We start from the raw sequence: 15,138 nt of genomic DNA, 5'->3' as shown, positions 1-15,138 counted from the left end.
AGGCATCGGCAGGCATTCCTTCGTGATTCACACAGTTTCTGATCTTCATCTGGTTTTTGGGTCCAACGCGTCACGCACACTGTCTCCCAGCAGATTAAACAGGATCGTAACCAGAAAAATGGCAAGCGCCGGATACAGTACGACCCACGGACACTGCTGCATCAGACTGCGTCCTTCCGAAAGCATACTGCCCCACTCTGCGGTGGAAGAGCCAAGCCCAAGGAAACTCAGTCCGGAAATACTCAGCATGGCACTGCTCAGATGCAGCGTTCCTGTCACAACAACCGGGCGGATCGCATTCGGAAAGATATGGCGCCACAAAATTGCAGCACTGCTCTGCCCGTTTAGGATCGCCGCCTTAACATAATTTTCCTGCCGGATAGAAAGCACATAACTTCGCGTCAGACGCGCATACTGAGTCCAGCTGGTCGCCGCCAGCGCAATGATTCCGTTTTTCAGTCCGGGACCCAACATTCCTGCTACCGCAATGGACAGCACAATACCCGGAAACGCCAGGAACACATCTACAATACGCATGAGGATTTCATCGGTCATACCACCTGCATATCCGCTGACAAGTCCTATGGAACAGCCAACAAGCATCGATAATCCCACGATCAAAAGAGAGGCAAAGATCGAACTGTATGCTCCTGCCAGCAGGCGGGATAAAATACATCGTCCCAGCCAGTCTGTCCCCATCGGATATTCAGCATCCGGCGGACGTTTTGCGGCAAGCAGATTAACCAGCTCCGCATCATGCGGAGCCAGATGGACCGAAACCAGACTAAACAGACATAAAGCAATAAATAAGATCAGGTAAAACATCATCTTCCGTTTTGTCCAAGTCACTGAACGCTTCATGATTTTCCCTCCATTCCGGCACTGATCCGCGGATCCATATAAGAATAGAAGAGATCCGTCAAGAGGTTGATCAGCAGATAGATGACACTCATCCAGACAACAAACGCCTGAATGACCGGGTAATCGCGGGCTGTGACCGCACTGGTTACCATGTATCCCATTCCCGGAAGGGAAAAGATCACTTCAACCGCTGCCGTTCCACCCAGCAGGGAGCCCACCGACATAGACAGCAGCGTGATGATCGTTGTCATTGCATTGCGAAGCACATAAGAAAAGATCACCATTCCCGGATGCAGTCCCCGGGAATATGCACCGTTTACATAAGATTTCTGCAACTGCTCCAGAACCGCTGCCCGAACCTGACGGATATATTTTCCGGTCATCGGAATTGCCAGGGCCAGTGTTGGAAGCACCAGACTATCCCATGAATCGGTAGAAAGGATCGGAAACCAGCCAAGCTTTAACGCCAGCACATACAGAAGCAGCAATGACACGATAAAATTCGGCAGACTGTTGCCAATAAAACTAAAGAAACGAACCAGAATATCTGCCGTTTTTCCCTGTTTCACCGCCGTCAGAACGCCAAGTGGAACCGAAAAAAGAACTGTCACAAGCACCGATGCCGCTGTCAGTTTTAAGGTGTTCGGCAGCGCGGACAGTAGTTTTCCCACCACCGGGGCACCATCCAGGTACGATACCCCCATATCGCCACAAACAAACCGGTACAACCAGTCAAAATACTGGACCAGAAACGGCCGGTCCAGTCCCAGCTGATGCTGCATTGCCTCTACGACCTCCGGGTCCGGTGCTGTTCCCTGTCCCTGAAGCATCATCTCGACCGGATCCTGCGGGGAAAGATACATAAGACCATAAGTCAACAAGGTAACCCCGATCAGCACCGGGATAAGAGACATCATCCGTCTCACCGTATAGCGAAGCAGCGGATGACTGGTTCGATCAATGCGTACAACCGACATAGTTACTTCTCCTTCTCTGCGCAAACCATAAACGTATGGATCGGATTGTCACGCTCCCAGTCTAACGGGTCCTGTACGCCCGGACCAATATCGTCGATCACCTTCACAATTCGCATTCCCAGTTTTTCCAACACGGCTCTGTCCCATTCCGGTCTTTTTTCCCTGGAAAGAGGAAGCGCATACGCCGTTTGCTCCAGCTCCAAAACACGCGATTTCGGAAGGTCTCCGGCATAATTGTGAACCGGATATTTTTCTCGGAAAGCTTTCTCGGCCGCCTTCTTCTGTGCACGAAGTTCCTCGTCATATAGATATAAATACCAGTTGGCATCAAAATAAACCATACGGCCGCCCGGTGCAAGGACACGCGCCCATTCCGCAAGGGCCTGCTGCGGATATTCCAGATTCCAGACCACATTGCGGCTGACGATCAGGTCAAAGCTGCCATCCTCAAACGGCAAAAATTCTCCCCGGTGAAGGACAAAATTCACCTTCGCGCCATAGCTTTCGGCATTCTTTTTTGCATACGCAAGCATCTCTTCCGTTACATCGACCGCCGTCACTTCGTGCCCGGCAAGCGCCAGGTTAATGGCAAAAAATCCTGGGCCTGTCCCAATATCCAGAATACGCAGGCACTCCTTTTTTGGTGCATGGGAGAGAATCAGTTCTCTCCATGCCTGTCTCCGCCAGTCATTCATCTCCGCAATATTCTGTGCGCTGTAGCTTTGCGCCCGATCCGTCCAATAAGACGTCAGCGCATCTAAAATTTCATCCTGTTTCATCTGATCCTGCACGATTCCCTGTTCTCCCGTTCTTCTGGCAGTTTTCTGCCGTTTCGTTCTAATAGCTGCTTTTACTGCCTGGATTCCTCCTGGCAACGTTCTGCCATTTCGTTTTCGCGGCTGCTTTTACTGCCTTCATTCTTCTTTGGCGGCTTTCTGCCATTTTCTCTCTGCAGCTGCTCCCCACAGCCGCAGCTCTGTCGCCCTAAATCTGCTTTTTCACTTCAGCAAGGGACATGCCCTGCTCTCTGGCGATCCGCGCCAGATCCTCATACTCATACTTCTCCCGCGTCACACCGTAACCGGAAGAAACTTTCTTCTGAACCTCTCCATATGGCGTGTGCACGGTTTCAAAGCTGCGCTTTAAGGTATAGCGGCTGCAACTGTGCTCCCGCACGCCGATCGTTGTCGTATTTTTGAAGATCACCTGCACCAGTTTTTCTTTCTGGTCCTCATGACACAGCACGCTCAGCAGCGTACCCGGTCTGGATTTCTTCATGCCGACCGGCACCGTGTAGACCTCCAGCGCACCGGCTGCCAGAATGGTTTCCATGGCAAAGCCCAGTTCTTCTGCAGTCATGTCATCTACATTACACTCCAGCTGCGCAATGGTATCGCCGGCATCCTCTGTCTCGCCAAGGATTGCACGGACACAGTTTGCCACCTCAAAATCCTTCTTGCCCATGCCATAACCGATTGCCTCGGTACGCATCACCGGCATGTCTCCAAAGCGGGTTGCAAAATGCTTTAAGAGCGCAGCGCCGGTCGGTGTGCAAAGTTCTCCCTTTACCGCTCCGCCGTAAATCGGCACTCCATTTAAAATATAGGCAGTGGCCGGAGCCGGAACCGGCAAAATGCCGTGCGCACAGCGCACCTGTCCGCTTCCCACATGAACCGGAGAAACAATGACCTGTTCCGGAGCAATGCGGTTCATCAGCAGACAGACAGCCGTAATATCTGCAATGGCATCCATGGTACCGACTTCATGGAAATGAATCTCGGTTACCGGGACTCCGTGCGCATGGCTCTCTGCCTCAGCGATCAGACCGTAGACTGCCATAACATCCTGTTTCACCTGCTCCGGAAGATTCAGATGATCACACACAATGTGCTCGATGTCGTGGAGGCTGCTATGGTGATGATGGTGCGTATGCTCGTGGTCATGATCGTGTGTATGCTCGTGATCATGTGCATGGTCATGCTCTTCGTGCATGTGCACATGGTCATGGTGGTGGTCATGCTCCTCGCAGCTGTGCTCATGATGATGTGCATGACCTTCGTGACTGTGCTCATGACCTTCATGGTCGTGCTCATGCCCTTCGTGGTCATGCTCATGGCCCTCGTGGCTGTGCTCATGCTCCTCATGGCTGTGCTCATGCTCTTCGTGGCTGTGCTCGTGGTCCTCATGACTATGCTCGTGGTCCTCATGACTGTGCTCGTGGTCCCCATGGCCGTGCTCATGTCCCTCATGATCGTGTTCATGCTCATGATGGTGGTGGAACATCTCCTCCGACTCTTCTTCTCCATGCACCAGCACACTCATATGGGTTCCGCCAATGCCGCACTTGCTCATCGGCTCCTTCACAAATTCCACACCCGGAATTCCCAGACCGTTTAATTCCTCTACTACGGCATCCGGATCTGGCATCAGTTCTAACAGCGCAGCAGTCAGCATATCCCCTGCAGCGCCCATGTTGCACTGTAAATATAATGTTTTCATCTGTCTTTCCTCGTTTCCCGATTACTCTCTATTTCCTCGCCTCAGCCATATGGTTGATCATGCTTGCCAGGTATCCGGCACCAAAACCATTATCGATATTTACCACCGATACCCCGCTGGCGCAGGAATTCAGCATCGATAACAGTGCAGAAACACCGCCAAAGGACGCACCATATCCGATGCTGGTCGGCACAGCAATGACCGGGCAGTCTGCCAGACCGCCGATCACGCTGGCCAGGGCGCCTTCCATTCCGGCAATGGCAATGATCACCGACGCACTCATGATATCATCCATATGAGCCAGCAGACGGTGAAGTCCGGCTACGCCTACATCGTACAGACGCACAACCTCATTTCCATGTGCTTCCGCAGTCAGTGCAGCCTCCTCAGCTACCGGAATGTCCGAGGTTCCTGCTGTTGCCACCACGATTTTTCCCATGCCGTCTGCTGCCGGGAACTGTCCGATCGTACCAATCTTTGCATCCTTCCGGTAATCCAGCTGAGGATAAGTTTTTTGGATTTCTTCTGCCTTTTCCGGTGAAAGCCGGGTGATCAGGATGGTCTGCACCTCATGCTCCAGCATTGCTCCGATAATTCCGATCATCTGCTCCGGTGTCTTTCCGGCTCCGTAGATCACCTCTGCGGCACCCTGGCGAATTCCACGGTGCAGGTCTACTTTGGCATAACCGATATCCTCAAACGGCTCCTTTTTGATGGCAAGGAGCGCATCATCAACCGAAAGTTCACCGTTTTTCACGGCCTCTAATGTTTTTCTGATCTCACTATTCATACGCGAACCTCCAGGTCCAGAAGCACTGCCGGATAGCTTTTCTTAAGCTCTGCCAGAATCTCTTCGCGCTTTTCCATTACAAGCGGAAGCTGGGCGGCAGGAACCTGCAATCTTGCCGCACCGTTTGGCATCATGCGCACACGGAAATCGCTGAAGCCAAGGGAGAACATGAAATTCTCTGCTGCCTCGGTCTTCTGAAGCTTCTCCGCCGTAATCTCACAGCCGGTCGGGATACGGGTTGCCAGGCATGCATAAGACGGTTTGTCCCAGGTGAACAGACCACCCGCTTTGGAAAGTCTGCGGATCTCGGATTTTACTAGACCACATTCACGAAGCGGAGATTTTACCTGCAGCTCCTGCAGGGCTTTCATGCCCGGGCGGTCTCCTGCATCGTCAGAAGCATTGGTTCCGTCCAGCAATACCGTGTAACCATCTTCCGCAGCTGCCTTCATGATCATGTTAAAGATGACCTTCTTGCAGTAATAGCAGCGGTTAGACGGGTTGGAAACCACCACCGGGTCAGACAGCACATCCGCACGCAGCACACGGACCGGAGCCTTTAACTGCTCTGCCAGACGCATTGCGTCATCCATCTCAAACTGCGGCTGGAACAGAGCCTTTACATAGTACGCTTTCACATCTGCCCCATATTTCATAGCTGCATAAAGTAAGTAAGAAGAATCCACACCGCCGGAAAAAGCAAGTGCCACCTTCGGGTTTTCTTTGAAAAATTCCTGTAAGTCCATCGTATCCAGTCCTCTCTTTCTCAAAAAATAATAAAGGAAGGCAAGCGGCTTCTCCTGGAAAAGCCGTATGCCTTCCTGTGCATACATTCTTCAAAAAATACGTCGTAAAATCAAACACCATTCAGAAGCTTCTGCCTCTGTAAAACAGCTTCGTGCTGTCCAATTGAGAAGAATTATAGCATAACTTTGCCGATATGGCAACTAGAAGTTGAATGTGAAGTTAACTTCAGCTTATATTCTATGGCATTATATATCCCAAAATATTTATTTACGAACACAGTTTCCACTTTCCATCAGCTTCCCGACTTCCGCAACCACACCCTCGATCAGCTTTGTCATGCTCAGATCCGTCACACCCACGATATAGTTATCGCAGTGGTTTACCGGGACCAGGATGCGCTTTGCCGGACTTTGTCCGACAGCCGCTGCCATGGCAGCTGTAATCTCGCCAAGAAGTGCGTCCGCAATCACAATTCCGACCGGTCCGATGATCACATCGGCTCTACGGCTGCACACAATGACCGGATTTTCGCCGGTGGCTGCCGCATCCGCCCCTGCTTTTAACATGGAAGAAGCAGCCAGACTGTTGGTTCCCACCGCGGTGATATACTGCTCCGGATAACGTTTTTTCAAAGCACTCACAATCTGTTTTCCAATGCCGCCGCCCTGCGCATCAATCACAAGTATATTCATACAATTATGCTTCCTCTTTTCATGGATTTTTTCTGATATTTCACTTGCACTCCGAGTAAACTGCTTCCGTACATTCAGTCAGGCTTCACTCTGTTCCACATTTCCACTGGTAATTTTTCATATCCACACAGCCATTTTTCTTGAATTGTACACCCTCGTCTTCCAGAAGAAGCCTCTGCTCCCACCAGCCAGGAGCGGTACGCCCCGCACGGTTAACAACCCGATGGCAGGGATACTCCCCATACCATTCAGCCCGACTCAACACTTTCCCCACCAGCCGGGAATTTTTATCCCGACCGATAAGTTTTGCAATTTGTCCATAGGAAGCAACACGCCCTTCTGGAATTTCCTCCACTACTGACAGAATTTCATAAATAAAATTTTCGTTCAGTTTACTCATGAACTTCCAGCACTTTCTCCAGCTCCTCGATCACAATCTTCATTGCCTTAATGCGGGCATATTTTTTATCGACGGATTCCAGAATGTGCCACGGTGCGTAGGTCGTGCTGGTCTTCGCGATCATCTCGTTTACTGCCTGCTCGTACTGATCCCATTTTTCCCGGTTTCTCCAGTCTTCATCGGTGATCTTCCACTGTTTTTCTGGCGTATTCTGACGCTCAGTGAAACGTGCAAGCTGTGTATCCTTATCGATCTGTACCCAGAATTTGATGATGACAGCGCCCCAGTCATGAAGCTCCTTCTCAAACTCATTGATCTCATGGTAAGCCCGCTTCCAGTCATTCTCGCTGCAGAAGCCCTCCAGCCGCTCTACCATAACACGGCCATACCAGGTACGATCGAAAATGGCAATGTGACCTGTCTTGGGCAGTCTGGTCCAGAAACGCCACAGGTAATGTCTGGCTTTCTCGTGCGGCTCCGGGCTTGCGATCGGATGCACCTCGTATCCACGCGGGTCCAGCGCACTGGTGATGCGCTTGATATTTCCACCCTTTCCTGCGGCATCCCAGCCCTCGTAAGCAATGATCACCGGGACCTTCTTGCGGTACAGGCGGTTGTGCAGCTCCCCAAGGCGTTCCTTTAACTGCTTCAACTCTTTTTTGTATTCTTCGTCAGTAATGGTCTTATCGAGCGGGATCTCGGAAAGCAAAGGCATGCGCTCCAGCGGGAACACATTCTGTAACAGCGGCACTGCCATCTGGCTGTTGCTGAGGGCAACATCGATTCCCTGGGTCAGGATTTCCATGATCTGCAGTTCCGTCCACTTTCTCGATTTCGCATCAATAATGTACCATGGAGCCGATGGCATGCTTGTCCGCTTTAAATAATCCGCGAACACTTCCCCGCAATCTTCATAGTGCTCATGCTGCCACAGATCGTAGCTGCTGACGCGCCACTGCGTATCCTTCTCTTCAGTCAGATGGCTGATGCGCTTCCCCTGCTCCTTTTTGGAAATATTCAAAAACAGCTTCACCACCAGATAGCCGTTATCCGTCAGCTGGCGCTCAAAACGGCGCACACTCTCCAGCCGTTTTTCATATTCTTTCTCCGAAAGCTCGCCCTGAAGATAAGCAGAGGTCAGTTCACTCATCCAGCCTGAATCCAAAAATACGAACTTTCCCGCTTCCGGAATCTTTGCAAAATGGCGGTATAAAAATGGCTTACGGGCATCCTCCTCGCTTTTTTTCTCCATATCGAAAACCTTGAAGAAACGCGGGTCGATATTCTGGATGACCCGTCCGATGCTAGAGCCCTTACCCGAGGTTCCCCAGCCTTCTACCAGCACCAGAACCGGAACTTTCTTCTCCTTCATCTGAAGCTGCTGTACCGCAAGTTTCTCTCTGGCTGCCTCAAGTCTCGTCTTCAGTTCCTTCTCTTCCGGCATCTTGACCGGGATCCATTCCTTTAGCACAGACAGATCCTCCTTCTTTCCCGTAAAGCTTTTTTCCGGTATTGTTCACATGCCAGAGGGCTCCGGCAACGGGAGCTTCAATCCAGGATTTCCCGCTCCATGAACAACAACGGTTTTCTATGTATCATTCAACCCCTGTATGCTTTGTTAACACAAACAGTTAAGTCTATTATACACAATATTGCTTCTGGTATCTAGAGAAAATCTGTTAATACACTAGTCTGCCTGTGTCGCTTTTACAGTTGCCTTAATACCGTTCGTTGAAATCGCCTTCAGGTTTCCTCCTGTTCCGGCATTGATAACCCATTTTGCAGCCAGGGGCTGGATCGATGCAGATATTGTTGCCCAGGTGGATGCATGCTTCCGATGATTTTTCAATGATTTTTTCCAAGGTCAACTCGGTGACATTCTAATTTCGGAGTTAAAAACGATTATACTTCCGTTACTTTCTCCAATAGCTTCATAGCACTCTCGCATTGTCATATTTTAGTCCTCCTGTCAATTGTATTCCACTAATTCATGAACCTCTGCTAATCAATTATATACATACCTTAAAATCGTTTTTATAACTTCATCAATCACAATCGGCTTTGACAAATGTGCGTTCATGCCTGCATCCAGTGATGCCTGAATATCTTCTGCAAATGAATTAGCTGTCATTGCTATGATAGGAATGTTTTTTCCATCCGGTCTGTCATTCATTGCCCTGATTGCTTTTGTCGCTTCATAACCATTCATTTCAGGCATCATGATATCCATCAGGATTACATCAAATGTGCCTTTCGGATGATTTCTGAAAATCTCAACAGCATTCTTTCCATCCACAGCTCTTTCTACATTCATCCCGAACTCTTCCAACTGCACGGCAGCAACCTCTGCATTCAGTTCATTATCCTCTGCAAGAAGGACATTCACACCTGTAAGATTTACCTTTTCCGAAAAACCTGTGTCTGATTTATTACATTCCTTATCTGTAATTTCCAAAGGAATATCCACAGTAAATGTGGTTCCCTCATGCTTTTTACTCTGCACGGAAATGGTTCCACCCATCATATCTACATACTTCTTTACGATAGCCATCCCCAGTCCAACTCCATGGTACTGCGTTCTCACACCGGAATCTTCCTGTGCAAATTCCTCAAAAACTTCTTTTGTAAATTCCTCACTCATGCCAATACCAGTATCCGAAATGCGGTAACGCATATTTATATATCCATCCCCGCTCTTTTCCTGACACCGGGCTTCAAAGGTAATCGTCCCTCCATCCGGAGTGAATTTCACGGCATTGCTCAAAATATTGACCAGCACATCACGCAGGCGTGCAGGATCCACAAGTACATTTGGAATCTTTGCTTCTTCACGCTGAATCTTAAAGTTGATATCCCTGTTCGTAAGAAAGCCTTTTATAATATCCAATGCATAATCTGTAATGTTTTTCACATCCGCCGGTACCGGATTGTATTTCACTTTTCCACTTTCGATGCGGGTCAGATCTAATACATCATTGATCAGCGACAGTAAATGCTCTGAGCTTTCGTCAATCTTTTCCAGACAATTTTTCACTTCGTCTGACGGATTGTTTTTCATTGCAATACCGGTAAATCCTATGATTGCATTCATCGGTGTCCTCATATCATGGGACATATGTGATAGAAATGCTGTTTTTGCCTTGTTTGCATCCTGTGCATGCTCTGCCAGTTCCGCCATTTCCTCAGCTTTCTCCTGGGCCGCCTTCTGAGCTTTTTTTCTTGCACTGAGACGCACCATTGTCCCAGCCATAGCAGTCAGCAGCCATCCAAAAATAAGAAGAACCCAAACAGTAACAACAGGATGCAGACGGATCCAGTCAACAAATGTAAGCTCTGTTGCTTTGTATGTGGTATACTGTGCTGCAAGATCTTCAACAAGATTTTGGGGCATGGCATACATTGCTTTCGTCAGAATACCAGCCAGCGCATGGTTCTCAGTTGATGAAATTACCATGCGGTAGGTGAATGTAGGCTGTTCCAGCAGAGTATATGTCATGGTGCCCGTAGTGTCACTGTTCACAAACGCCTGTGCCATGTAATAGTAGACGAAGGCAGCATCTGCTTTACCCTCACGGACAGCTTCCATCATTTCCTGTCGGGTACTGCACATCAGTTTTTCTGCACCGGGTGCCATTGCATCTTCAATTGAATTTGATGCTGTCTGGTCAACAGTAGCAACAACATTCATTTTTCCATCAAAGTCACGCCGTGTCACCCTTGCCAGCTGCATCGTAATGAAAGGTGCAGTAATCCCCCATTTTTTCGTCTCAGCATAGTTATCTGTTTCCAGGCGTGCATCGATGCTCATATCTGTGGTTTCCGTATTTTTCTGATAAGCAATATACTCATCTCTGGTAGCAGGTGTAAGAAACTCATAGGAAATCCCGGCATAGTCTGCAATTTTCCGGAAGTAATCCGGGATAATACCCTTCATCTCACCATTTTCATTATAAGAATATGGATAACGGGTCGGATCACACAGAACATGAAGCGGGTTGTCCTTGGAATACTGTGAAATAATACTTTTTTCTTTCTCCGTATATTCCAGATTCTTAGTTTCGATGCTTTCATAATTTTTATTGTAAAGCGTCGTTTTCCAGTCACCCTCAACCGCATTCATCTGATCGATCGCATAATTGATCTCATTCAGCAATTCTGTATTGCCCTTTTTAACAATGACATAGAAATCGCTGCTGCCAAATTTCTCCACGATTCGCTCATTGTTTGTTTTTCTCAGAGAACTGGTAACAATCGCATCAACTTTTTCGCTCTGAAGGGCTTCATCCATTTCTGTGGTCGTATCAAAATAAGATGGAACATATGTAAATCCTTTGTCGTCTGCAAAATCCGCAAACTCTTCATTCCGGGTGTTTCCGTTCAAAAGCGCCACACGCATACCGTTGTAAGTGCTGTAATTGCCGTCCACAATCGTGCTGTTGTCACTGCGGACGGTCAGCATCCCATAATTGGTTCCGATCGGACGTGAAAAATCAAACTTTTCTTCTCTGTCCGGTGTTTTGCGGGCAGATGTTACCATGTCAATCTCGCCATCTTCAAGCATCTGCTGCATATCATCCCAGCTCTGATCGTATCCGACATATTCGTAATCTACATTCCAATAACGAGCCATCAACCGGAGGAAATCATAGCCATAACCGCTGCGGTTGCCTTCTTCATCCATCACATGATAACCATCCATGGCAAAGAAACCGACTTTGACAGTTTCATGCTGCGAACTGTCCTCGGCTGCGTATGCAGTCTGGGGAGAAAATATCATACACACGCATACAAAAGCCAGTAACACTGCCACATATTTCTTTGCTCTCGAAATCATATTAAATCTCCTTGTCAACCTCCTGGTTTCATAAAATTGCACTGCCGCATCAATATCTTCATCTGAATCTGCCGCCCTGACCGGGGCTGCCAGAAACACAACACAAAGAATTGTCTTACTGCATTTTCTGTTTTAAAACCAATAGCAAAGTGTCCTCTATTTTTTTACTATCAATGGGTTTTGCAATATGTGCATTCATTCCGGCATCTATGCAGTCCCTGATATCATCCTGAAATGCATTCGCTGTCATCGCAATGATTGGTATCTCTTTTGTATCTTTACGGTTCAATGTCCTTATCTGTCTGGCTGCTTCTAATCCATCCATTACCGGCATCATGATATCCATAAAAATAAAATCAAATCTGCCCGGAACTGACTGGGAAACAATATCCACAGCCTTCTCGCCATTTTCTGCCGTAGTCACAACCATCTTTTCATCTTCCAGCAGCATTTTTGCAATTTCCAGATTTAGCTCATTATCCTCAACTAATAATACACTCTTACCGGACAGATCAGGCTTTTCCACTTTTTTTTGCTGTTCCTTCTCAGCATTATGATCAATCTCAAGTGGTATCGTGACGGTAAACGTTGTACCTACATTTTCTTTACTTTCCAGTTTGATTGTTCCGTTCATCCTGTCCACAATATCTTTTACAATAGAAAGTCCAAGTCCGGCACCACTATATCCATTCGTTGTTTCTTTTCCTTCCCTGGCATAGGATTCAAATGCATGTTTCTGAAATTCTTCGCTCATACCAAGTCCCGTATCAGAACATACAAATTCAAAAACCGCCGTCTTGCCATCGCTTGAAATCTCATTGAAATACAGGATTACTTTACCACCGCTTCGGTTATATTTAACGGCATTTCCGGCAAGATTCATAAGAAGACGGTTTAGATATTCCTCACTGCCAATAACATATCTGTGATGAAAAGTACTCATGGAAACTCCGCCTTCAAAGCTGATACCATACTCCTTTGCATTTGTCTCAACAATCGAAATCTGTTTTACGAGCATTGCAACCAGATCAAATGGCTTGTTTACCAACTGTAATGTTCCAGATTCTACTTTTCCGATATCCAGAACATTATTCAGAAGGGACTGCAGATAGTCCATCGATTGCATTACCTTTGCTTTACATTCATCCAATTTTTCTTTATTGCCATAATAACGCTCTGATATATTGATCATCCCAATAATTCCATTTAAAGGTGTCCGGATATCGTGGCTCATATGTCTCAAAAAATCTGTCTTTGCACTGTTCGCCTTTTCTGCCTGCTTCTGTGCCTCTTTTGCCTTTTTCTCTGCAATTCTGGCTTTTTGGAGTAATCCAAGTATCAGTATCAGCACGATCAAAAAAACAGATACAACAAGCACCGTAAAGCCCCAGAAATTGTCCCTTATAAACTCCTTTGCCGTAACTTTCTTCAGATTACTGTCATACATATACACAGCATTGGAGAATTTTGAAACAGACATTGTTTTTATAGTCTTATTCAGGACAGACAGCAGCATGCTGTTTCCACGTCTGACTGCAAATGACACCATATCGTACTTTTCCAGAAAAACACTATGCAGTTTATTATCATCAGAATATTGTTCCAACTTGCCTAAGTCCATAATCATGCAGTCTGCTTTTCCATTATAAACAGCCTTCTTTGCATCCTTCCATGTAGCATATTCCTTCACATGCCACTGTGGATAATTGTAGGAAACATAAGACTTCAAATCACTGTCTTCTCTTGGTATCGCAACCGTATTTTCAGCATTTTCATCAAAACTCTTTTTAACCGTTGCAGCCGCCATATTGTACTTCCAGACAGTATCTGTTAAATCATAGCCCAGGTCTTCGGCAGCATTCGTATTTTGCATCACATGAAAAATCATATCAATTTCTCCATCATGCAACGCTTTTTGCATATCCTCTTGTGAATCATAGCCCTTCAGGTCAAATTTCAAAGTCTGTCCTTCCAGGCAGTTTTGTGCAAGCTGGCTGTAATCCATGATCAGGCCGCTCACTTTTCCGGTTTCTGTATCAAGAGTACTGACCCCGCCATCGTTTATCAAATAACCGATTTTGATTGTTCCATGCTCTGACAGCCATTTCTGTTCTTCTCCCGTCAGAAAATATACCCTGTCCACTGACAGAAACTGCTTATGCAGTTCATCTGCATAATAAGGATCATCATCTGTGATCCTTCTCATAGCATTATCCAGCTCTGTCTTTAAATCAGAATGACTCTGGCCGATTGCAAAATATATTTTTGAACTTCCGAGATTCGTTAAGGCCACCATTCCGTACCCATCCAGACTGGAATCCTCTAACGATACAAAAACGTCAATTTCTCCGTCTGCAATTTTCTTCAAAGCATCTTCATTATTTGAAACATTGACATGCTGTGTATGCAGATCATATTTCTTTTCCCACTCGTTCAATACCATTTCCGACAGGTAACCCATAAGCACCCCAATCGTTTTCCCATTGAAAGATGCAGTGTCAGAGGATGAGATGTCTGTATGATCGGGTTTTACATAGACATAATATCTTTCGTCTCCCATTGGAATAGCGGAAAAAAGCATAGTCTCTGCCCGTTTCTCCGTATAAGAGATTCCTTCTATCATATCCAGCTCATCATTTTTTAATTTGTCGAAACAATTTTCCCATGTACAATCTACATATTCATAGTTCCACCCGGTATAACCTGCGATTTTCTGCAGATATTCATAGCCGTATCCGCTTCTTTTTCCATTTCCATTTATCTTATCATATGTATCATCCGGTACACCAATCCTGACAACTCTCTCTTTCTGATTTTCTGCTGCAAAAGCATAAACCGGACAGATTGAAAAAAGGATGCAGCTGCACAATATAAAAATGATACCTCTTTGCAATACTGATTTATTCATTTTTATCCCTTTACGTGGCATTGTAATTACTCTAATTTTGCATTTTTCTATTTTACAGTGTCAAAATATCCAATGATTCCAATGTATCCATGTCATATTTTAGTTATCCTGTCTATATTTCACCGCTTATTTGACACTGCTCTATCAATCATTCACCAATTTATGAATTACTTTTATCAGTAATTCCACATCAACTGGCTTAGCAACATGTTCATCCATCCCTGCTGCTTTTGCTCTTATTCTGTCCTCCGTGAACGCATTTGCTGTCATTGCAATGATCGGTACCTCCTTTGCATCCTCTCTGTCCAGAGACCTAATCATCTTTGTGGCTTCATAACCATTCATTACAGGCATCATAATGTCCATAAGAATGACATCAAATTCACCAAGTTCACTTTTTCTGAACAGCTCAACCGCTTCCTGCCCATTC

General features: G+C 46.7%; 13 protein-coding genes. All 13 read right to left on the bottom strand.

The features are described 5' to 3' along the window. Window positions 1–45: 45 nt before the first annotated feature. Window positions 46–861 carry an ABC transporter permease gene (locus tag DWZ40_RS07095; RefSeq protein WP_118542143.1) on the bottom strand — a complete coding sequence of 272 codons (816 nt, stop codon included), beginning with the start codon at window positions 859–861 and terminating at the stop codon, window positions 46–48. Beyond that, window positions 858–1,838 (bottom strand): ABC transporter permease, encoded by a 981-nt coding sequence (locus tag DWZ40_RS07090; RefSeq protein WP_243035248.1) that lies wholly within the window; start codon window positions 1,836–1,838, stop codon window positions 858–860. The genes DWZ40_RS07095 and DWZ40_RS07090 overlap by 4 nt, the downstream gene beginning before the upstream one ends. 2 nt (window positions 1,839–1,840) lie before the next feature. Continuing rightward, complete coding sequence (locus DWZ40_RS07085; RefSeq protein ID WP_118542141.1) at window positions 1,841–2,713, bottom strand: class I SAM-dependent methyltransferase; 873 nt, start codon at window positions 2,711–2,713, stop codon at window positions 1,841–1,843. 109 nt (window positions 2,714–2,822) lie between these two features. Next, the gene (gene larC, locus DWZ40_RS07080; protein WP_118542139.1) at window positions 2,823–4,337 is read right to left on the bottom strand and encodes a nickel pincer cofactor biosynthesis protein LarC; all 1,515 of its coding nucleotides are present in this window, start codon (window positions 4,335–4,337) and stop codon (window positions 2,823–2,825) included. A gap of 28 nt (window positions 4,338–4,365) precedes the next feature. Continuing rightward, window positions 4,366–5,127, bottom strand: coding sequence for a nickel pincer cofactor biosynthesis protein LarB (larB, locus tag DWZ40_RS07075; RefSeq protein WP_118542137.1), 762 nt, complete (start codon window positions 5,125–5,127; stop codon window positions 4,366–4,368). Next, window positions 5,124–5,897, bottom strand: a complete 774-nt coding sequence (larE, locus tag DWZ40_RS07070) for an ATP-dependent sacrificial sulfur transferase LarE (protein ID WP_347560056.1) — start codon at window positions 5,895–5,897, stop codon at window positions 5,124–5,126. Before larE ends, larB begins: the two co-directional genes overlap by 4 nt. Before the next feature lie 240 nt (window positions 5,898–6,137). Beyond that, on the bottom strand, window positions 6,138–6,566 hold the full coding sequence (locus DWZ40_RS07065; protein WP_118542135.1) for a DUF3842 family protein: 429 nt from the start codon (window positions 6,564–6,566) through the stop codon (window positions 6,138–6,140). An 85-nt stretch (window positions 6,567–6,651) separates the two neighbouring features. After that, window positions 6,652–6,966, bottom strand: a complete 315-nt coding sequence (locus tag DWZ40_RS07060) for an MGMT family protein (RefSeq protein WP_118542133.1) — start codon at window positions 6,964–6,966, stop codon at window positions 6,652–6,654. After that, window positions 6,959–8,437 carry a polyphosphate:AMP phosphotransferase gene (pap, locus tag DWZ40_RS07055; protein ID WP_118542131.1) on the bottom strand — a complete coding sequence of 493 codons (1,479 nt, stop codon included), beginning with the start codon at window positions 8,435–8,437 and terminating at the stop codon, window positions 6,959–6,961. The genes DWZ40_RS07060 and pap overlap by 8 nt, the downstream gene beginning before the upstream one ends. A 216-nt stretch (window positions 8,438–8,653) precedes the next feature. Next, window positions 8,654–8,815, bottom strand: a complete 162-nt coding sequence (locus DWZ40_RS19430) for a hypothetical protein (protein WP_182431653.1) — start codon at window positions 8,813–8,815, stop codon at window positions 8,654–8,656. A 156-nt stretch (window positions 8,816–8,971) separates the two neighbouring features. Beyond that, on the bottom strand, window positions 8,972–11,800 hold the full coding sequence (locus tag DWZ40_RS07050) for a transporter substrate-binding domain-containing protein (protein WP_118542129.1): 2,829 nt from the start codon (window positions 11,798–11,800) through the stop codon (window positions 8,972–8,974). A 115-nt stretch (window positions 11,801–11,915) separates the two neighbouring features. Then, window positions 11,916–14,708, bottom strand: coding sequence for a transporter substrate-binding domain-containing protein (locus DWZ40_RS07045; RefSeq protein ID WP_182431652.1), 2,793 nt, complete (start codon window positions 14,706–14,708; stop codon window positions 11,916–11,918). Window positions 14,709–14,852: 144 nt separating this feature from the next. Beyond that, the coding region (locus DWZ40_RS07040) for a response regulator (protein ID WP_147354145.1) at window positions 14,853–15,138 on the bottom strand (286 nt) is incomplete at its 5' end.

The sequence above is a fragment of the Clostridium sp. AF32-12BH genome, from assembly GCF_003477935.1.
GTDB lineage: Bacteria > Bacillota > Clostridia > Lachnospirales > Lachnospiraceae > Brotaphodocola.
Note: the sequence above shows the minus strand (reverse complement) of the source record. Positions and strands in the feature narration are given on the sequence as shown.

What these genes read in the sequence shown, in the direction of transcription:
- DWZ40_RS07095 (WP_118542143.1), bottom strand. Translation starts at nt 861, where the DNA reads ATGAAGCGTTCAGTGACTTGGACAAAACGGAAGATGATGTTTTACCTG.
- DWZ40_RS07090 (WP_243035248.1), bottom strand. Translation starts at nt 1,838, where the DNA reads ATGTCGGTTGTACGCATTGATCGAACCAGTCATCCGCTGCTTCGCTAT.
- larC (WP_118542139.1), bottom strand. Translation starts at nt 4,337, where the DNA reads ATGAAAACATTATATTTACAGTGCAACATGGGCGCTGCAGGGGATATG.
- larB (WP_118542137.1), bottom strand. Translation starts at nt 5,127, where the DNA reads ATGAATAGTGAGATCAGAAAAACATTAGAGGCCGTGAAAAACGGTGAA.
- DWZ40_RS07065 (WP_118542135.1), bottom strand. Translation starts at nt 6,566, where the DNA reads ATGAATATACTTGTGATTGATGCGCAGGGCGGCGGCATTGGAAAACAG.
- DWZ40_RS07060 (WP_118542133.1), bottom strand. Translation starts at nt 6,966, where the DNA reads ATGAGTAAACTGAACGAAAATTTTATTTATGAAATTCTGTCAGTAGTG.
- DWZ40_RS07050 (WP_118542129.1), bottom strand. Translation starts at nt 11,800, where the DNA reads ATGATTTCGAGAGCAAAGAAATATGTGGCAGTGTTACTGGCTTTTGTA.
- DWZ40_RS07045 (WP_182431652.1), bottom strand. Translation starts at nt 14,708, where the DNA reads ATGAATAAATCAGTATTGCAAAGAGGTATCATTTTTATATTGTGCAGC.